The organism is Variovorax sp. GrIS 2.14 (assembly GCF_046115955.1).
In the GTDB taxonomy this organism is placed as follows: Bacteria; Pseudomonadota; Gammaproteobacteria; order Burkholderiales; family Burkholderiaceae_C; genus Variovorax.
In genome coordinates this window covers 193163-212437 of sequence record NZ_JBJXIA010000002.1, presented here as the reverse complement: position 1 = coordinate 212437, position 19275 = coordinate 193163, and the positions used below count along the sequence as shown (strand labels likewise).

At 61.0% G+C, this 19275-nt stretch carries 15 protein-coding genes; 4 read left to right on the top strand and 11 right to left on the bottom strand.

Annotated features, from left to right (window positions below; genetic code table 11):
• Positions 1-72 precede the first annotated feature (72 nt).
• The 10 genes from RCH10_RS04800 to RCH10_RS04755 all read right to left on the bottom strand — a co-directional run bounded on the left by RCH10_RS04800 (position 73) and on the right by RCH10_RS04755 (position 14332).
• On the bottom strand, positions 73-1296 hold the full coding sequence (locus RCH10_RS04800) for a glycosyltransferase WbuB (protein ID WP_409051495.1): 1224 nt from the start codon (positions 1294-1296) through the stop codon (positions 73-75).
• Entirely contained in the window at positions 1293-2243 is a 951-nt protein-coding gene (locus RCH10_RS04795) for a glycosyltransferase family 2 protein (RefSeq protein WP_409051494.1), read from the bottom strand. Before RCH10_RS04795 ends, RCH10_RS04800 begins: the two co-directional genes overlap by 4 nt.
• Before the next feature lies 1 nt (position 2244).
• Entirely contained in the window at positions 2245-3468 is a 1224-nt protein-coding gene (locus RCH10_RS04790; protein ID WP_409051493.1) for a glycosyltransferase, read from the bottom strand.
• Positions 3465-4739: a hypothetical protein gene (locus RCH10_RS04785; RefSeq protein WP_409051492.1), complete on the bottom strand. Its 1275-nt coding sequence runs from the start codon at positions 4737-4739 to the stop codon at positions 3465-3467. The genes RCH10_RS04790 and RCH10_RS04785 overlap by 4 nt, the downstream gene beginning before the upstream one ends.
• Complete coding sequence (locus RCH10_RS04780; protein ID WP_409051491.1) at positions 4736-6247, bottom strand: oligosaccharide flippase family protein; 1512 nt, start codon at positions 6245-6247, stop codon at positions 4736-4738. The genes RCH10_RS04785 and RCH10_RS04780 overlap by 4 nt, the downstream gene beginning before the upstream one ends.
• 10 nt (positions 6248-6257) lie before the next feature.
• Positions 6258-7382, bottom strand: coding sequence for a GDP-mannose 4,6-dehydratase (gene gmd, locus RCH10_RS04775; protein ID WP_409051490.1), 1125 nt, complete (start codon positions 7380-7382; stop codon positions 6258-6260).
• On the bottom strand, positions 7379-8365 hold the full coding sequence (locus tag RCH10_RS04770) for a GDP-L-fucose synthase (RefSeq protein WP_187052742.1): 987 nt from the start codon (positions 8363-8365) through the stop codon (positions 7379-7381). Before RCH10_RS04770 ends, gmd begins: the two co-directional genes overlap by 4 nt.
• A 20-nt stretch (positions 8366-8385) precedes the next feature.
• The gene (locus RCH10_RS04765; RefSeq protein ID WP_323496690.1) at positions 8386-9828 is read right to left on the bottom strand and encodes a mannose-1-phosphate guanylyltransferase/mannose-6-phosphate isomerase; all 1443 of its coding nucleotides are present in this window, start codon (positions 9826-9828) and stop codon (positions 8386-8388) included.
• Positions 9825-10547: a sugar transferase gene (locus tag RCH10_RS04760; protein ID WP_187052740.1), complete on the bottom strand. Its 723-nt coding sequence runs from the start codon at positions 10545-10547 to the stop codon at positions 9825-9827. The genes RCH10_RS04765 and RCH10_RS04760 overlap by 4 nt, the downstream gene beginning before the upstream one ends.
• Before the next feature lie 536 nt (positions 10548-11083).
• Positions 11084-14332, bottom strand: coding sequence for a ribonuclease E/G (locus RCH10_RS04755; RefSeq protein ID WP_409051489.1), 3249 nt, complete (start codon positions 14330-14332; stop codon positions 11084-11086).
• Between the two features lie 553 nt (positions 14333-14885).
• On the opposite strand from RCH10_RS04755, the gene RCH10_RS04750 reads away from it, so the two are divergent.
• The 4 genes from RCH10_RS04750 to RCH10_RS04735 are packed head-to-tail and all read left to right on the top strand — an operon-like array spanning position 14886 to position 18060.
• Positions 14886-15959, top strand: coding sequence for an RluA family pseudouridine synthase (locus tag RCH10_RS04750; RefSeq protein ID WP_409051488.1), 1074 nt, complete (start codon positions 14886-14888; stop codon positions 15957-15959).
• Positions 15956-16642 carry an HAD family hydrolase gene (locus RCH10_RS04745; protein ID WP_409051487.1) on the top strand — a complete coding sequence of 229 codons (687 nt, stop codon included), beginning with the start codon at positions 15956-15958 and terminating at the stop codon, positions 16640-16642. Before RCH10_RS04750 ends, RCH10_RS04745 begins: the two co-directional genes overlap by 4 nt.
• On the top strand, positions 16639-17004 hold the full coding sequence (locus tag RCH10_RS04740) for a Rieske (2Fe-2S) protein (RefSeq protein ID WP_409051486.1): 366 nt from the start codon (positions 16639-16641) through the stop codon (positions 17002-17004). The genes RCH10_RS04745 and RCH10_RS04740 overlap by 4 nt, the downstream gene beginning before the upstream one ends.
• A 12-nt stretch (positions 17005-17016) precedes the next feature.
• Positions 17017-18060 carry a S49 family peptidase gene (locus RCH10_RS04735; RefSeq protein WP_409051485.1) on the top strand — a complete coding sequence of 348 codons (1044 nt, stop codon included), beginning with the start codon at positions 17017-17019 and terminating at the stop codon, positions 18058-18060.
• Positions 18061-18105: 45 nt separating this feature from the next.
• On the opposite strand, the gene RCH10_RS04730 is transcribed toward RCH10_RS04735, so the two are convergent.
• Complete coding sequence (locus RCH10_RS04730; protein WP_409051484.1) at positions 18106-19275, bottom strand: MFS transporter; 1170 nt, start codon at positions 19273-19275, stop codon at positions 18106-18108.

Here is a 19275-nt window from a genome sequence, read left to right as displayed (position 1 = left end):
ATTGTCTGGTGTCTTTGTAGATATTGCGGTGCAATCGTCGGCGTTGGCCAGGTCGCCAGGTCGCCTGGTCGATCAGCTTGCCCGACAGGCGCGCAGGTCGCGATCGAACTTCGCAAGCACCGCGTCTTTGGCGATGCACGTTTCAGCGTAGTGCCGCGCCTTCACGCCCATCTCGCGTCGCAGCTCGGGCTGCCCCGCCAGCCACTCGATGCGGTCGGCCAACGCCTTGGCGTCGTCCGGTGGTACGAGTGCGCCACATTGCATGACGACCTTCCCCAGTTCGGTCTCGGCATGCGCGGTGGCGATGACCGCGCGACCGCTGCTCAACATGCCGGTGAGCTTGGAAGGCATCACGAGATCGGCAGCGTCGGCGCGTTGCGGCAACAGGTGAATGTCGGCAAGGCCCAACAGATCGCCGAGCCGCTCGAGCGGCTGCAGTTCGATGAACTTGACATTCGGAAGTCCGCTGCAGCGTTGCATCAGGTCAGCGCGCCCCGAACCGTTGCCGCACAGCACGAACACGATACCGGGCACGGCTTTCAAATGGCTGGCTGCTTCGGACAGCACTTCCAGGCCTTGCTTGCCGCCCATGTTTCCCGAGTAGAGCGCCACTATCGCGTCGTCGGGAATGCCGAGCTCCGCGCGGTACGGGCTAGAGTGGGTCAACGGTCGAATCGCCGAAACATCGACCCAGTTCGGCAGCGAGACAAGCCGTGATGAATCGACGCCCTTGTCGCTTGCGCGCTGGAGCATCCGCTCGGAAATGGTCGACACACGATCGAAGCGACGCATCAGCCACCGCTCACCGCCCATGACCATACGCCGCACCCACTGGCCTTTGAGAAGACCAAGGTCGAACGCGGCGTCGACTTCATAGTCCTGGATGTGCAGCCATGCTTTGGCTGAAACGAGTCGTGCGAAGGCGACGGCGGCCGGTGCGCAAAAAAGGGGCGGTTCGGCCAGCCAGACCACGTCGGGTCGCCAGCGCCATTGCGCCAGTAACGACGGAATGCTGGCCAGCGCGAAGCTGGCGAGATGAATTACGCGCGTCAGCCCGGTCGGCTTGCGTGGAACCCAAACCGGCGCACGGAACACGGTCACGCCTTGCCATGTTTCACTGATGTACCGGCCAGCGTGATAGCCGGGCCATACCGCCCATTTTGGATAATAGGGAGGTGCGGTGACAACCCGCACCTCGTGACCCGCAGCCGCCAACCAGGCGGCCATCTCCGCTGAATACTTGCCGATGCCGGTTAATTCAGGTGCGAAGTTGATTCCATAAACCAGGATCTTCACCGCGAAGCGCCTTCAGCGGGCGGACGCGCCAGAGTGTGGCCCGTGAGGCGCGATAACTCGGCAATCATTGAATTCTTGTCGTTAAGGTGGGCGGTGGCACGCTCAAGTTCCATCACCTTCGCACCAACCAGAAACCGATACCAAAACCCTTGAAGTGCGTGATAAACCAAGCCGGAACGGCCGTCGAGAAACCCGAGCTGAAAAACATAACGCCAGATGAAATAAGCAGGGGCGCTGACCGTGAAGGGGATGCGGTTGTACACACGCTCCTTGATCCAGCGCTTGGCCGACGCCTGCGTCGATGCACTGTCTTTGCTCATGCCGTCGTCGTGCGGGAACAGGTTGTGCCGCTGATTGAGGACTTCGATGGCTTCGCGCGTCGCGTACTTATTGTGCTTCTGCGTGAAGAAACTCAGGTCATTCAGGTTGTCGTCCGCAAAACTGCCATCGAATGTTTCGGTGCGGCCACCGCGAACGATCACGTGTTCGTCCATCCAGCGATCTTCGACGCGGCCCAGACCACGACGCCATATGCGAAGCAGCACGAGCGGATAGCGGCCGCCGTGTCGCACCCAGCGGCCCATGAAAATGTGCTTTCGCTTCAGGTTGATGCCGACGACTTCTTTGGGTAGGTGTGGAAGCTTCCTCGCGATCTCGGCCGAGAGATCTGCCTCGATCACTTCGTCGGCGTCGAGCCGCATGATCCAGTCGGCCGTGATTGGCGCGTGGTCGAGCGCCCATTGAAACTGGCGCGCCTGATTTACGAACGGATGAAACAGCACAGTGGCGCCGTGCTGTCTTGCGATTTCAGTTGTGCGATCGGTTGATCCGGAATCGATGACGAACACCTCGCTCGCAATACCCGCCACGCTTTTCAGGGCGCGCTCGATGTGCTGCTCTTCGTTGTGCGTGAGCACGACCACGCACAACCCCAAAGGCGCTGTCATTTCAAACGCCTACGTCCTGCACATCCTGCGCAGGACTCTGAGCAGTGGCCGCAACCGACAGGCTGGGCGCGTACTGGCGAATCGCCTGGACCAGATTCTGTGCGACTTGCTCGATGCGAAACCGCTGCTCGAAACAGCGCCGTGCGGCTGATCTCATCGCGGCCATTTCTGCCGGCGTCGCATCGAGCCAGCGTTGCAGCAGCTGTTGAGTGCCTGGCAGCGTGTCGGTATCGACGAGGCCGGCGGCATCGTCAGCCACTTCGCGCCAGATGTTGACCTTGTCGGAGATCAGCACGGGTCGACCGCAGGCAAGTGCCTCGGCCACGGCGATCCCGAAATTCTCCTGGTGCGACGGCAGGCAAAACACTTCGCAGGCATAGAAGGCACCCCACTTGACGTCACCCGAGAGCATTCCGGCCCAAGTGATGCGATTGGCGATCCCGAGTTCCTGGGCACGCGCCTGCAAAGCGTCGACCCAGCCTTCCTGGTCAGGTCCGGCCATGACGAGATGCACATCGGGCGAACGGGCCGCTGCCTGCGCGAAGGCGTCGATCAAAAGATCGCAACCTTTCTTCTCGTGGATACGACCCAGGAAAAGCACGAGTCGCTTTTCGCGCAACGCCGGAAAGGTTTGAAGAAAGCTTTCGGTGAGGTGGCTCGATTCAGCGGGCGGCTCTGAAGTGCCGTAGGACACGACTGCCTCGTCACAGCGGTAGGGCCAGAACGATTCGCGTGCGAGCAATCTTTCTTCTTCGCACGTAAAGAGCACGGCGGCCGCGTTGTGCAAGACCCGGTACTCCGCCAGTGCCCAGTACAGCGATTTCTTCAAGTGCTTGAGTGGATAGCGTCGCTTGAACCAAGGGTCCAGCATGCCATGCGGAAAAACGAAATAAGGCGGTGCGGCATCGCCCAGCGCACCCAGCGCCCGCAGAGCACCCAGGCCGGTGTACTGCCAGAGGCCATTCACGATGACGGCGTCGTATTCGCTCGCATGCTGGCGTAGCCAAGGGGTGAGCCCAGGCGTGTAGGCATAAGTGGCGCGCGAAGGGCCGAGCGCGTGAATCTTCCCGGGAAACGCTTTGACGAACGGCTCGTCCGGCGCATCGAGCGTAAGGATTTCGCCTTCATGGCCGGCCCGCGACAAGGCGCTTTGTAGGCGGACGACACCTTCGGAAATGCCGCCGCCACGGGGATCGATCGAGGAAACGAGATGCAGGAGTTTCACGCGGCTGGCGACTGAGTGGTGGTTCTGCCCAACTGGTTGCAACACGCAAACAGCGCCGCGATAAACACCGCGACGGCCCAGCGTGCGTCGGCACCAAAGGGGGAGAAAAATAGGTTCCAGAGCAAGTTGACCAAGCCCACATGAAAGTAGAGCGGAAGGCGCGTAGCGAACTTCAAATATCGCTTGATGACGCGGAACGTAAAGGCAATCCAGAAGATGCCGCCTGCCAAGCCACTCCACACCAGGGCACCGAAAAGATACGAGTGCGCAGGAATGAGCGCGAGGTCGGTCGCGTCGTCGTTATTCAGGTTGTCGCTGATGCCCAGCTTGTACAACAGCGCGGTGTAGCGCGAGATGTAGCCGGATTTGTCTTGTGCCCACGAACCGTGGCCGACTATCGGTGCGTCGAGGTAGGCCTGGATCGAAATGAGTGATTCAGAACGCCCGGCAAGAAGCAGCCCCACGTCGGCGGAAGCCTGCTGCTTGTATTTGGCCGACACTGTCGGTTCAAGGAACGGATCCAGCACGCCGGATGAGAAAAACGCTGTCAGGCCGGTGTTCAGTGCCCAAGTTACAGCGATGACGAGCGCCGCGATCTTGAGAGGCCCGAAGCGGCCGGTGAGCCAGCGCTTGAAACCGCGTGCAATGTCGGTGTGCCAGAAGACATAAGCCGCGAAACCTGCGAGGGGGATCATGGCGAGTGACCGCGCGCTCGCAAGAATGCATGCGACAAAGAAGGCAAGCACCGCGAGGCTCATGAGCAACAGGCTTCGCGCACGGAAGAACGAAAGCCAGACCAAGCCGATGCCGAGTGTGGCGACGCCGTATCCCCATTTCCAGGGCTCGAAGATTTGCTCAGGCGTAGGCGTGAAGATCACATCGACGAAAAGCGTGAGGGCAACGCCCAGCAACAGTGATGGCATGCGCTTTGGGTAGCGATCGAAAAGGATCATCGTCGAGCCGATGGTGGCCGCGAACACGAGGGGTGCCAATACACCCTTCACAGACAGGTTGCGATCGGTCTGGTTGATCAGGTCGGAGATGAACTGCCCCGCACTCCAGAACACCGCGAGGCCGATAACAAAAGCGACGTTCCTGTCGACTCTGCGCTTCAATAACAGGAATGGCAGCGCGACAAGGGCCAGCACCTCGCCGATATAAATCTCGCCGATCACATTGATCTTGACGGCCGCGATCATTCCCATAGCGATCCACATCACGCGGAGCGAAGAGAGCGAGATCGAGATGGGCGATGCGACGGCTGTACTCATTTGGCGGTCCCCGAGAAATGGTCGCGCCAGGAGCGCTCGAGTTGATGGCGGTACGGATGCCTCCAGCCGACCGCGACGTACGCGACGACGAATGCCGCAACCGCCATGCCCGTGTTCGTGAGGATGCTGAGGCCCTGGGTCTGGATCCACGCCAGCCAGGCGATGCCAGCGATCGTGACGCAGCCGATCACCACGGCGATCAGACGGTGATCGCGCGGGATCAATTGCCGCATAGGCACCTTGTATTTGCGGTTGACAAACCACAGCACCATGGCGCTCGACACCAGCAATGCAATCGATGCGCCTGCTGCGACGCCAACGGCGCCCCACAGGTAGCCGAACAACGCACCCAGGGCGGCGTTCAGCCCGGCCATAGTGAAGTGCGCCACGCTGTTCCAGCCCAGTTCGCCCGTCCCGAGGTTGTCGAAATACGCGGGTACTTCCAGATTGTTCAGGAAGTAGGTGCCGATCAGGATGGCGGCGAAGACGATGAACTGCGGTTCGACGTGGCCGATCCAGACGTCCGACACCAACGGTAAAAGCAAGAACATGCCCGCATAGACCGGCAGTGCCAGAAAGAACACCGTTTCATAGGCACGGACGTAAACGTCACGCAACTTCTCCGGCGACTTCTCCTGGAGTTCAGCGATGACAGGAACGATGACTGCGTTGGCCGAAACGAGAAGCGTCCGAACACGGATGACGAGCTGGCTAGCCATTTCGTAATACGCTGCCGAACTCAAGCCACCAAACCGGCTCATCAGGAGTTTGGTGACCGGGTCGCACAGCATGACGGCGATCATCACGAACTGGAAGTTGAGGCCGTAGCCAAGCATTTCCTTGAAACGCGGCTTCGACCAGCGCCATGGGAGCAATGGGAGTTCCTTCATCAGGAAGCGCAACAAAACCCAGTTGGCGATGCCGACCACAACCCATTGCGCGACTTGCACGCGAGCCAAAGCTTCCAGACCGTACTTGGGCACGAACCAGATGACGCAAACGATCAGGAAGACGTTTCCGCCGATGGAGATGATGTGCCGCAAGCCCGCGCGTTGGCAGCCGTCGATTCCTGCCTGAAACACACCGGCAATGGCCCCGACCCAAACACTCAACACAGCCCACGGCAGGATGCTGCGTGCTTCGTGAATAGAGGCTGCGGGAAGCGTCCAGTTTAGGATGTGGATGAGCAATGGATAGAGTGCCACCAGCACCACGCCCATCACCACGGCGATGGTCAACACGGTGGTCTGAACGACTTCCGAGGCACCGACCGGGTCGTCCTTGCCGCGATAACGAGCGACGAACTTGACGACGCCGCCGGTCAATCCGAAATCACTCAGTCGCGCGAACGACGTGCTGGCCAGCAGCACCGACCACAGGCCCAACTGCTCGGCACCGAGGTGCTTGAGCAGATATCGATACAACAGGAAAAGGATAACGCCGGAGACAAGCACCTGAAGCACGGAAAGTGCGGCGTTGCTCGCAAAACGGCGTAGAGAAATCACCATGGGAATGCGCTCAATCTTCCTTGCTGACTGATATCGAGTAGCCGTGTGTCTTCAGCAAGGCATATCGTTTGGCGCGGTCGAGATCGTTTGCCACCATCTCGGCAACCATGACGTCGAGGGTGATTTGGGGCACCCATCCGAGATCCAATTTTGCCAGCGAAGGATCACCCAGCAGTGTTTCGACTTCGGCGGGACGAAAGTAACGAGCTTCGACCTGTACTAGAACCTGGCCGACCTGGACGGCAGGCGCCTTATCCCCGGTAATCTTGCGAACGATCGCTTTCTCTTCCACGCCTTTGCCGACGAAGCCGAGCGTGATGCCCAGCTGTTCGGCTGCCTTTGCGATGAACTCGCGCACGCTGTATTGCACGCCGGTCGCGATGACGTAATCGCGTGCCTCCTCTTGCTGCAGCATCATCCACTGCATGCGGACGTAGTCTTGCGCATGGCCCCAGTCGCGCAGCGCATCCAGGTTGCCCATGTGTATGCACTGCTCTAGGCCTTGAGCGATGTTGGCCAGTCCGCGCGTGATCTTGCGGGTAACGAACGTTTCTCCACGGCGCGGGCTCTCGTGGTTGAAGAGTACGCCGTTGCAGGCATACATGCCGTAGGCCTCTCGGTAGTTCTTGGTGATCCAGTAAGCGTAGAGCTTGGCCACGCCGTACGGGCTGCGTGGATAGAACGGCGTACTTTCGCGCTGCGGAATCTCCTGAACGAGACCATACAGTTCGCTGGTACTCGCCTGGTAGAAGCGGGTCTTGTGCTGCAGTCCGAGAATTCGAATCGCTTCGAGCAAACGAAGCGTGCCCATCGCGTCCACATTGGCGGTGTACTCAGGCGAGTCGAAGCTCACTGCGACATGGCTTTGCGCGCCGAGGTTGTAAACCTCGTCGGGTTGGACCTGTTGGATGATGCTGGTGAGATTGCTGGTGTCCGTCAGGTCACCGTAGTGCATATGCAGACGGCGATCGTGGTTCGGTGCGTCTTCAAGCAAATGATCGATGCGCTCGGTATTGAACGAGGAAGCGCGGCGCTTGATGCCATGCACTTCATATCCCTTTTCAAGCAGCAGTTCCGCAAGGTACGAGCCGTCCTGGCCGGTGATCCCGGTGATCAGGGCTTTCTTCAAAGTCATTGGGCGTGCTCTACAGATTGCGTGGTTTCGATAAAGTCTTCGTAAGCCAGTGCGATGCCGGCTCCGAGTTCGGTACTGGCTTGCCAGCCAAGATTGTTCAGCCTGTCGACGTTCAGCAGTTTGCGCGGCGCGCCGTCGGGCTTGCTCACATCCTGAACGATCTCGCCCTCATAACCGACGACCTTGGCGACCAGACGCGCAAGGTCGGCGATCGAAAGATCTTCACCTGTGCCGACATTGATGTGGCTGTGCATGACCTCGGTGTTTGCCTTGTACGTGTGCGCGGACAAATCCATCACGTGAATGCAGGCCTTGGCCATGTCGTCGACGTACAGGAACTCGCGCTTGGCAGAGCCTGTGCCCCAGATGACGACTTGCGGCGTTTCAGCCAGTTTCGCTTCGTGGAATCGACGGATCATCGCCGGCAGCACGTGGCTGTTTTCCGGATGGTAGTTGTCGCCGGGACCATACAGGTTGGTCGGCATGACGCTTCGATAGTCGGTGCCGTATTGACGGTTGTAGCTTTCGCACAGCTTGATGCCGGCAATCTTGGCGACGGCATATGGCTCATTGGTAGGTTCGAGCGAACCCGATAGCAACGCGTTCTCTGCCATCGGCTGCGGCGCAAGTCGCGGATAGATGCAGCTCGACCCAAGAAACAAAAGTTTGTTGACGCCTGCACGCCAAGCTTCATGCACGACGTTGGCTTCCACCATCAGGTTGGAATAGATGAACTCGGCAGGGTAGGTATTGTTGGCGTGGATGCCGCCGACCTTGGCCGCTGCCATGTAGACCTCGTCCACGGCCTCGCTCTTGAAGAAGGCTTTGACCTCGCTCTGGTTGGTCAGATCGAGTTGGCTGCGGGTACGCGTCACGATGTTCATGAATCCGCGAAGGTGCAGTTCGCGAACGATCGCGCTACCCACCATGCCGCGATGGCCGGCAACGTAAATTCGCTTCGATGTGTCGGATGGCAGGCTCATGAGGTGCTCCAGGCGTTCGGTTATGCGTGCTTACGCGGCACGGTGACAGGAATGACGACACCGTAGTTGTCGTCGAAGCGCACGATGTCGTCTTTGCCGAGATAGCTCCCGGACTGGATTTCGATCACTTCGAGCGGGATCTTTCCCGGATTCTCGAGTCGATAGACGCTACCAAGCGGGATAAAGATCGATTCGTTCTCGCGCAGCAGGATCGTTTCGTTGTCGCGTGTCACGCGAGCGGTGCCTTTGACGACCACCCAATGCTCGGCGCGGTGGTGATGCATGCGCAGTGAGAGCTTTGCACCGGGTTTGACACTCAGCCGCTTGACTTCGAAACGCTCGCCGTTGTCGACGCTGTCGTACGCCCCCCAGGGTCTCGCGACGCGTCTGTGTTCGGTGGCCTGAACCTGCCCATTGGAAACAAGTAGGTTCACGACATTCTTCACTTGCTCTGCGTTGCTCGCGTGGGCAACAAGCACTGCGTCCGGTGTGTCGACGATGATGAGATCGTCGGTGCCTAGCGCAACGACTGGACGGTTCGGTGCATGGATGAACGTGTTACGCGAGTCGACTGAAAAGCCGTGACCATGTACCCGGTTTCCGTCAGCATCTTCCGGATAGAGCTCTGCAACTGCGTTCCAGCTGCCTACATCGCTCCAGACCCCTGCGAACGGGACGACCGCGACGTGGTCGCACTGTTCCAGCACCGCATAATCGATGCTCTGGCTGCGGCAACTCTCGAATGCGCTTCGGTTCATTCGCAGGAAGCTGCCATCCTGCTCAGGCGCAGCGGTGGCCAATTTGCAGGCTTCCAAAATGTCGGGCGCGTGTGCGCGCAGGGCATCTACCAGGACGTTGGCCCTAACCAGCACGATGCCCGCATTCCAAAAATTCCCGCCGGCCAATACCAACTGAACGGCGTCCGCAGCCACCGGTTTTTCGATGAAGGCATCGACACGGCGCGCGATCGCCATGTCGCCGTCCAAACCGAGCGCGTCGCCTTGGCGGATGTAGCCATAGCCTGTACTTGGGAAAGTAGGCGCCACTCCGAACGTGACGATGTTGCCGGCCATCGCAGCTTCGATGCCGCTGCGCACCGTAGCGGCGAAGCCTTCCGCATCGGGGATGTGGTGGTCGGCCGGTGCAAACAACATCAACTGATCCGGCTCACACAGCAGGGCAGCGATAGCCATAGCAGCAGCTGTGTTGCGTGCAACTGGTTCGAGCAATTGGGTGCCGTGCACTGCAGCTGCATCGATCGCTTCCTGGACAAGGAAGCGATGCTCTTCTGCAGCGACGCACATCACTTCGGCGTTGAGTACACGCAGTCGTTCCAACGTCAGCTGCAACAGGCTCTTGCCATTGAGCAAGGGTGCGAACTGCTTGGGAAGCGCCTTGCGCGACAAGGGCCAAAGCCGGGTCCCTGCGCCGCCACACAAGATGACCGGCTTGATTGGATTCATCGCGATCCGTCTCCCGTAATCACAGTCTTGACTGTCCGAACCAGAATCTGGACGTCGAACATCAAGGACCAGTTGTTGACATATTGCGCATCGAGTTCTACGCGCTTGGCGTAAGACAGCTTGTTGCGCCCGCTCACTTGCCACAGACCTGTGATTCCAGGGCGCATCGAGCAGTAATGTGGCCAATGCTTGCCATACAACGAACGCTGACGTTCCATGCAAGGGCGCGGGCCGACGAGGCTCATGTCACCCTTCAACACGTTCCAGAATTGCGGAATTTCGTCGAGGCTCAGTTTGCGAATGAATTGCCCCAGTGGCGTGATGCGTGGATCTTTCTCGAGCTTTTGAAACGTGTCCCATTCTGTGCGGGCCATATCGTTGCGACTCAGGTAATCGTCGAGCACTTCTTCCGAGTTGTGCACCATGGAGCGAAACTTGTAGAAGCGGAACCGCTGGCCTCTTTCGCCAAGCCGGTTTTGCCAGAAATGCACGGGTCTTCCCATGCTGACCGCTACGCAAAGTGCCACCAGGAGGTAGAGCGGGCCGAACAATGCGAAGAAAACGAGCGCGCCAAGGACATCCACAGCGCGCTTGGTGACACGCTGAGCAGTGCTAAGCCGCTTGGGCTGGACCGGGGCCGGGAAGGCTGGCGAACCGCCGCCTCCTGGCGTCGGGCGCCGCACGACATTGCCATCTGCGTTTGAGTCGGTACGAAACATGAAAGTCCCCCTAAAAAGGGTTTCTGCCCACCAGCGCGGCAGTGTAACGCTTTACTACTATACGAAAGAATTCGAACACATCCGCTTGGGCTTGTGTTGTCAGCAAATGCCGTACATCTTCCGACCAACATCGGAGAGTTACCCTCTGCCCACGATGTTGCAACGGGTTGATGCGCCGCAACATTCGATGGATTTAGTGTAGTCCTTTTGTATGACAAGATGTTAATGGGGCCGGACAAAAAATGTTGCTTTGGCGCGCCGTTATGCCAATTAGTTCTCGTGGATTACCCGTATCGACTCAAAAACCTGTGAGGGAACAAATCGGGCCGAAACGACTCTCCACTGGCTGTATGGCTCGGCAGCGGGCTGCAGCCGGCGTCTTTACCGGTTGTGGAGCTAAGCGAGTGCTAAGCCATTGAGCGACAGATTGCCTTTGCAGCACCCGTGCCCGACCAGCGCGGCCAGTGTTCATGGCTGGCCTCAAACAAAAAAAGGGCGGCAAGTGCCGCCCTTTCGGTAAAACGGAAAGCGCTTTCTTAGCGCGCCGAGTCGATTTGCTGAGCGGCTTGCTCGAACGGAAGCGTCATGCCGGCAAGGTCGCGACGCGTCTCGACCAGCACCAGAGAACCTTCTTCCAGCACAACAGTGGGTGGGCGAGGACGCGGCAAGTGCGCCGGCCGCGGCTCCGCAGCCATGGCTGCCTGTGCCTGGGCGATCCGTGCGGCATCGGAGTTCACCCAATGCAGTCCGGAGCCTTCGGCGACCTGCGCCAATTCCGCAAGAGGTAGTTCGAACGGTTGAACCTTCGGCAGAGCGCGTGAAGCTTGAGGAGCGGTCGATGCCTTCACGGGTGCAGGCGCCGGGATTGCTGCTGGCGCTGGTACCGGCGCCGTAGCGATTGCGGTTGTTTCAGCAACACCGCCCGCCGATTGCGGCGTCTCAGCGGCAAGCGCGACAGGGGCTGGTGCCTGGGCTGCCGCTGCCCGGAAGGGAGCAAAGTACGACGTCGGTGCGAGCGGCTCGGCTCGCTCGTCAGACGACTCAGCGTGCACGAGCGAATCCGGAGCAAGCGCAGTAACGCCAGCCTCTTCCGCGCCTTCGCGTGGCGCCCTTTCGCGGCGGTCACGACCGAACCGGTCGCGCGAGCGGCCGCGACGGTCGTCGCCTTCGCGCCGTGGCGCTTCGGTGCCGATCGCGTCGTCCTGTTGATTGGCGTCGGAGGGCTCGCCCATCAGTTCAGGGTTTGCTCCTTGAGCCGGGTCCTCGCTAGGGCGAGCGCCGTCTTCCGGTCGCCGTTCACGGCGGCCCTCACCCCGCTCACCGCGTTCACCACGGGACGACCGCTCGTCGCCACGTCCGCCACGCGTGCTGCGCTCGCCGCTCGGAGCGCCCTCGACGCTGCCATCGGCGACGGCGTCGTTCGGCGCATCGGTGCCTCCATCACGCGGCGCATCTGCATTGCGATCGTTTCGATCGCCACGGTCGTTGCGGTCCGAGCGATCGCGGCGCTCACCGCGTCCGCGCGGCGCGCGTTCGGATGGCGCTGCGCCAGGCTCACCAGCCAGTGCTTGCGGCGTTGCGGCCACACTCTCCAGCGCAGTGCCTTCCATGGTTTCAGGGGCGTCCGTGCGCACTTCCGAATCGCGACGTCCGCCGCGACCACGGCGCTCGCCATCGCGCGGGGCGCGGCCTTCGCGCGGTTCCCGTGGTTCGCGTCCCTCACGCGCTTCGCGAGGCTCCCGGATTTGCGCTTCGCTGCGCACTTCGACTTGACCTTCGCGCGGCTCGCGGCGTTCTCCGCCTTGACGCTCTCCGTCGCGACGCTCACCGCCGCGTCCACCGCGGCGTTCGCCATCGCGACCATTACCGCGGTCGCGGCCTTCGCCACCGCGTCCACCGCGGCGCGGCTCGCCTTCACGCGCTCCGCGGCTTTCGCCATCGCGTGACGGACGTCCATCACGCCGCGCCGGCTTGGGCGCTTCCACCGGAATGACGGCAGGTGCTGGTACTGGCACGGGTGCTGCTGGTGCGGCAAACCAGCTCTTGAGCTTGGCGAAGAAGCCGGTTTCTGCAGGCGCCTTGGCAATCACAGCAGGCGCGACCGGGGCTGGCGCCGCCGCCACCGGAGCCGCGACGGGTGCTGCGCGCACGACTTCAGGTTTGGGCACTGCAACCGGAGCCGGTGCATCGGGCAGCACGCCCTTGATGATCGGCGTTTGTTTGTTGGTCGGCTCTTGCGAGCGACGCGTGACCGAAGTCGGATCTTCGATTTCTTCGGCCATCTTGTAGCTGGCTTCGATGTGGTCGAGGCGCGGGTCGTCGTGCTTCAAGCGCTCGAGCCGGTAGTTCGGCGTTTCGAGCGTTTTGTTCGGCACCATCAGCACGGTCACGCGCTGCTTGAGTTCGATCTTGGCGATTTCGGGGCGCTTTTCGTTCAGAAGGAACGAAGCGACTTCGACCGGCATTTGAACGTGCACCGCGGCCGTGTTGTCCTTCAGACATTCTTCCTGAATGATCCGCAGGATCTGCAGCGCGCTGGATTCCGTATCGCGGATGTGGCCCGAGCCGCCGCAGCGAGGGCAAGGAATCGACGAGCCTTCGCTCAGTGCCGGTTTCAGGCGCTGACGGCTCATTTCCATCAGGCCGAACTTGCTGATCGAGCCGAATTGAACACGTGCGCGGTCTTGGCGCAGCGCATCGCGCAGGCGGCTTTCGACTTCGCGGCGGTTCTTTGACTCGTCCATGTCGATGAAGTCGATGACGATCAGCCCGCCCAAATCGCGCAGGCGCATCTGGCGAGCCACTTCATCGGCGGCTTCGAGGTTGGTGCGGGTGGCGGTTTCTTCGATGTCGCCGCCCTTGATGGCTCGGGCCGAGTTGACGTCGACCGACACCAGTGCTTCGGTGTGGTCGATCACGATGGCGCCGCCACTCGGCAATTGCACTGTGCGCGCGTAGGCCGATTCGATCTGATGCTCGATCTGGAAGCGCGAAAACAGCGCCGCGTCGTCGCGGTAGCGCTTCACGCGGGCTGCGTGCTCGGGCATGACGTGCGCCATGAACTGCTGCGCCTGCTCGTAGATGTCGTCGGTGTCGATCAGGATGTCGCCGATGTCGTGATTGAAGTAATCACGAATAGCGCGGATGACAAGGCTCGACTCTTGATAGATCAGGAAAGCGCCCTTCGCGCCCTTCGATGCGCCATCGATGGCCGTCCACAGCTTGAGCAGGTAATTCAAGTCCCACTGCAGTTCAGGTGCGGAGCGGCCGATGCCGGCGGTGCGGGCGATGATGCTGGCACCCTTCGGGTACTCCAGCTGGTCCATGTTTTCCTTGAGCTCAGCCCGGTCTTCGCCCTCGATGCGACGCGAAACGCCACCGCCACGCGGGTTGTTCGGCATCAGCACGACATAGCGGCCGGCCAGCGAGATGAAGGTGGTCAGTGCAGCGCCCTTATTGCCGCGTTCTTCCTTTTCAACCTGAACGACCAGTTCCTGGCCTTCACGGATAGCGTCCTGGATGCGGGCTTGGCTGGCCGACACGCCTTCGGCGAAGTATTGCTTGGAGATTTCCTTGAACGGAAGAAAGCCGTGGCGGTCTTCGCCGTAGTCGACGAAACAGGCTTCGAGCGAAGGCTCGACGCGCGTCACGACGGCTTTGTATATGTTGCCTTTGCGCTGCTCGCGTCCTTCGATTTCTATCTCGTAGTCGAGGAGCTTTTGCCCATCGACGATGGCCAGGCGGCGCTCTTCAGGCTGCGTGGCATTGATCAACATCCGCTTCATATTGGGTTGTCCTTGTTCGTATCGTTCTGACCGGCTCATGACGAGCCAACGATGCACGGACGACGCCTGCGAAACGAAGGAATTGCCGCTTGGCCCCAAATGTCCCAGCCTTCCGCGACGAGCGCGGTCAGCCGTTTGAGCGTCAGCTCAACGACAAGCGGGGTGGGGGCGCGTGGATGGGTGCGAGCCAGATTCGGTGTTGACTTGCCATCGGTTCGACGGCGGGGTGCGCAAGGGTGGCGCGCGCTGCAGGCGATTCAATGCCCGAGGCCACTGGCCAACCGGGCTTTAGCCAGGTGGGGCAGCGCAGGCAGATCTGAATCAGCAGCATCAACACAAGGGACTCGCTTCGATCCGCAAAAAGCTGGAAGGCTATTTGCTGGGTATTCCGTATCGGTGTTTCGTGGGCGTCGGCTTGACTTGGACGTTTTGCCCGCCGCCGTGCGCCGTTGCGCTTGGCTTGCGAACTCAACACCAAAGCGGCATCGACCTCACAACGCGGGTTTGGGTGCTCTAAACTTCTGTCTAATCAAGCACTTACATGACCGCGCTGGTGAAAAATATTATAGGCGTTAAGCCAGCCTCCGAGGCCACTGAAACGGGCTCGCCGGATTCGGTTGTCAAATTTTTGACAGTCGATGAAGAGTCGGCCGGGCAGCGACTCGACAACTTTCTGTTCCGCCATTTGAAGGGCGTGCCCAAGACCCACATCTACCGGATCATTCGCTCCGGCGAAGTGCGTATCAACAAGGGCAGGGCGCAAGCCGAGACCCGGATCGCATTCCGCGATGTGCTGCGGCTACCGCCGGTGCGCATTTCTGCACGCGTGGAAGAAAACGCAGCCAGGCCCGCACCGGGAAGGCAGTTTCCGGTGCTGCTGGAAGACGACGCCTTGCTCGGGATCGACAAGCCTGCCGGCGTGGCGGTGCATGGCGGCAGCGGCGTTAGCTTTGGCGTCATCGAACAATTGCGCAGCGCGCGTCCGACGGCGAAGTTTCTGGAACTCGTGCATCGGTTGGATCGCGACACGTCCGGAATTCTGCTGGTCGCCAAAAAGCGGAGTGCGCTGACCGCGTTGCAAGAACAATTTCGCGAACGTGAAACTGGCAAGACCTATCTGGCGCTCGTCGAAGGAGCCTGGCCTGCGAATAAGAAGGTGCTGGACGCGCCACTCGCCAAATACCTGCTGCCCGGCAAAGACGGCGCGCCGGAGGCTGGAGAGCGCCGTGTGCGGGTGGTTGCCAAGGACCACCCGGATGCAATGCGCGCCGTTACGCTGGTGCGAGTGCTCGCGCGGCTCACGTTGCCTGGAGATGCGGCACCGGTGTCGCTGCTCGCCGTGACCATCAAGACCGGACGCACCCATCAGATCAGGGTTCACCTGGCTTCGGCTGGCCATGCGATCACGGGCGACGACAAGTACGGCGAATCCGACCGACAGCGCGCTTTGGCGAAGCTCGGGCTGAAGCGAATGTTTCTGCATGCCTGGCGTCTTCAGTTCACACATCCGGCAAGCGGCGAGCGCGTTTCATTGCAGACCGATCTTCCTCCCGAACTTCACGCGCTGATGCCGCCATCGGCGCTCGACGCACTCGCCCAACATCCGCCCCCGACATCCCACGCATGACCGATTCCATCAATTCGCGCGCCTCCAGACCCCTCCGCTTCGACCTGATCGCCTTCGATTGGGACGGCACGCTCTACGACTCCACGCGTCTCATCGCGCGCTGCATCCAGGCGGCGGTGATCGACGTCGGCGGCGCCAAGCCGAGCGAGGACGACGCGGCCTGGGTCATCGGCCTGGGGCTTGCGGAAGCGCTGGCGCGCGCCGCTCCCGACGTTCCGAAAGAAAAGTACGTCGAATTGGGTGCCCGCTACCGATATCACTATCTGCAGCACCAGGACGATCTGGTGCTCTTCGATGGCGTGCTGGAGATGATCGACGCGCTGCGTGCGCGCGGCCACAAGCTCGCGGTCGCCACCGGCAAGTCGCGTCGCGGATTGAACGATGCGCTGGCAACGGTTGCGCTGCGCGATCGCTTCGACGCCTCGCGCACGGCCGACGAGACTGCGGGCAAGCCGCATCCCCGCATGTTGCTCGAACTCATGGAAGAATTCGACGTTGCCCCTGAGCGCACCTTGATGATCGGTGACACGACACACGACCTTCAGTTGGCGATCAACGCGGGCTGTGCCAGCGTCGGCGTGAGTTATGGTGCCCATGAACCAGCGGCGTTCGATGCGTTCAAGCCTCTCCACACTGCGCATTCGGTTGCGGACCTGCAGGGGTGGCTGGCAGCCAACGCATGACCCGGGCGATCCCCTTGTGCAACTCGTCCGACCTCGTGGAAGGCGACCGTGCAGTGCCGTTCGATGTCGTTTATGCCGGCGAGACCTGCCGTGGCTTCGCGGTCCGCTTCGATGGTGTGCCGCATGCCTACTTGAATCGGTGCAGCCATGTCGCGATGGAAATGGACTTCCAGCCCAACCGATTTTTCGATGACAGCGGCCAGTGGCTGATGTGCGCAACGCATGGCGCCGTTTATGCGCCGCACACTGGGCAATGCGCCGGTGGACCGTGCCGCGGTGGCCTCGTCAAGATCACCCTCGGCGAGAGTGGCGGCGTGGTGCACTGGCATACTGATTGGAACCTCCAACCTCTGGGCTTTTAAGCCGTTTTCCACATGACCGACCCGAACCGCACGGAACCTGAAGGTTTTGAGCCTTTTGATCCCGCAGCGCCCGTTCCACCTCCCCACAGCGCTCCGAAGAACACAGGCAGAGGCGATCCGACACAGACGATCGGTTGGGAGCGCGCGACACTCGAGAAGCTTGCCTTCGCATCGTTGAAAGAGCAAAAGGCGACGCGCCGCTGGAAGACGTTCGTGCGGCTGAGCTGGTTGCTCTTTTTCATCTTCCTGGTGTGGTTTGGAGTGTCGCGCGCCACGCCGACGACCGCCAAGACCACGTCGCACACGGCAGTCGTAGAGATCAAGGGAGAGATCGCCAACGGCGCCGATGCGAGCGCCGAATTCGTGGTCGCTGCGATGAAGACCGCGTTCGAGGACGATGGAGCGAAGGCGGTAGTGCTGCTGATCAACTCGCCCGGCGGTAGCCCGGTGCAGGCCGGCATCATCAGCGACGAGATCAAGCGGCTGAAGGCCAAGTACAACAAGCCTGTGTACGCCGTAGTTGAAGAAACTTGTGCCTCGGCTGCGTACTACATCGCTGCGGCAACCGACAAGATATTCGTCGACAAGGCAAGTATCGTCGGCAGCATCGGCGTGTTGATGGACGGTTTTGGTTTCACCGGCACCATGGAGAAGTTCGGTGTCGAGCGACGTTTAATCATTTCCGGCGAAAACAAGGGCTTTCTCGATCCGTTCAGCCCGGTCAACGACGCGCAACGCGCGCATGCGCAACAACTTATCGACCAGATCCACGATCAGTTCATCAACGTGGTGAAGACCGGCCGCGGTGATCGGCTCAAGCTGAACACGCCGGGCCTGTTCAGTGGCTTGTTTTGGAGCGGTCAGCAAGCCATCGATCTTGGCCTGGCCGACCAGCTGGGCAATGTCGATTACGTGGCGCGCGAAATCGTGAAGTCCGAAGAAGTCATCGACTACACGCGTCGCGACAACGTGGCCGAGAAGCTCGCCAAGAAATTCGGCGCTGCGATGGGCGATGCCTCGATTCGTGCGCTGCACACGGTGCCTGCTCTGCGATAAGTTGCGCTGAAAGCCGCGTCAGGCCAAGTTGGATCGCTGGCAATTTCAGCGGCCGTTGGCGTAGCGGGCTGAAGCCGCCAGCGCCACGGCGAACACGACGACGACATACAAAGCCGCAGTGAGGGAGCCGAGTCGGGCAAGCAGGCCGATCACCGGTGGCCCGGCCATGAATCCCAGATAGGCTGCAGCCGATACGGCTGCGATGCCGCGCGCAGGTTCGACGCCAGGCACACGTGCTGAAGCGGAAAACAGGATCGGCACGACGTTGGCAAAGCCCACGCCTACGCCAGCAAAGCCGACCAGAGCGAGCCACGGCATCTCGGTGATCAATACGACGGACATCGATGCCGCTGCCAGCATGGCACTCCAGCGCAGTAGAACGGCGGGCGCAAAACGAGCGCGCATGGCATCTCCAGCAAAACGCGCCGCCGCCATCGCTCCCGAAAAGCTCGCATACGCGAGCGCCGCCTGCTGCTGCGGGCTGCCGAGCTCCTGCTGAAGATAGAGCACGCTCCAGTCGTATATGGCGCCTTCGGCAATCAATCCGAGCGCGGCCAGCACACCCAGGATCACGAGTGCGCCGGGCGGCAGTCGAGAGCCCGGCTCAGGCGGTGCGCTCGTCGCGGGCGCCTTCGGAGACATCCAAGCTGCGGACAAACCGATGCCGAGCGCCATCACGGCCGCTACCGAGATCAAGTGCCAACGAGGCGACAAACCCGCAGCGAGCACTGCGCTGCCGCTGACGGCGCCGGCCATGCCGCCGAGACTGAACATGCCGTGCAGGCCGCTCATCAATGTCTTGCCGCTGCGCAATTCGAGTTGCGCGGCTTCGGTGTTGATGGCCACATCGAACACGCTCGTCACGAGGCCGAAGCCGGCCAGCAACAGCAGCAGCGACGCGTAGCCGGGCATCGAAAGCAGGCCGGCCAGCAGCAGCGCATAGACGCATCCGCACAGCGCGCCAACGATCCCCCCGCCGTACCGGCCGATCAGGCGGCCTGCCTGCGACAAGCCGGCCAGCGCGCCGAAACCGGCTGCGAGCATGGCAAAGCCCAACTGCGCCTCGTCGATGGCGTAGTGCGCCTTTACGGTCGGCACATGGACGCCCCAAGTCGCGAAGATGAACCCGGAGAAAAAGAACTGCGAGCGGATCGCCCAACGGGTGATGGCGGTGACGCCTTCGACTGCCCGAACGATGGTTGATGCAGCACCCAA

Bases quoted from the DNA above. Each gene is read 5' to 3' on its own strand.
- RCH10_RS04760 (WP_187052740.1), bottom strand. From the start codon at position 10,547: ATGTTTCGTACCGACTCAAACGCAGATGGCAATGTCGTGCGGCGCCCG.
- gmd (WP_409051490.1), bottom strand. From the start codon at position 7,382: ATGACTTTGAAGAAAGCCCTGATCACCGGGATCACCGGCCAGGACGGC.
- RCH10_RS04780 (WP_409051491.1), bottom strand. From the start codon at position 6,247: ATGGTGATTTCTCTACGCCGTTTTGCGAGCAACGCCGCACTTTCCGTG.
- RCH10_RS04795 (WP_409051494.1), bottom strand. From the start codon at position 2,243: ATGACAGCGCCTTTGGGGTTGTGCGTGGTCGTGCTCACGCACAACGAA.
- RCH10_RS04755 (WP_409051489.1), bottom strand. From the start codon at position 14,332: ATGAAGCGGATGTTGATCAATGCCACGCAGCCTGAAGAGCGCCGCCTG.
- RCH10_RS04735 (WP_409051485.1), top strand. From the start codon at position 17,017: ATGACCGACCCGAACCGCACGGAACCTGAAGGTTTTGAGCCTTTTGAT.
- RCH10_RS04745 (WP_409051487.1), top strand. From the start codon at position 15,956: ATGACCGATTCCATCAATTCGCGCGCCTCCAGACCCCTCCGCTTCGAC.
- RCH10_RS04770 (WP_187052742.1), bottom strand. From the start codon at position 8,365: ATGAGCCTGCCATCCGACACATCGAAGCGAATTTACGTTGCCGGCCAT.
- RCH10_RS04765 (WP_323496690.1), bottom strand. From the start codon at position 9,828: ATGAATCCAATCAAGCCGGTCATCTTGTGTGGCGGCGCAGGGACCCGG.
- RCH10_RS04785 (WP_409051492.1), bottom strand. From the start codon at position 4,739: ATGAGTACAGCCGTCGCATCGCCCATCTCGATCTCGCTCTCTTCGCTC.
- RCH10_RS04740 (WP_409051486.1), top strand. From the start codon at position 16,639: ATGACCCGGGCGATCCCCTTGTGCAACTCGTCCGACCTCGTGGAAGGC.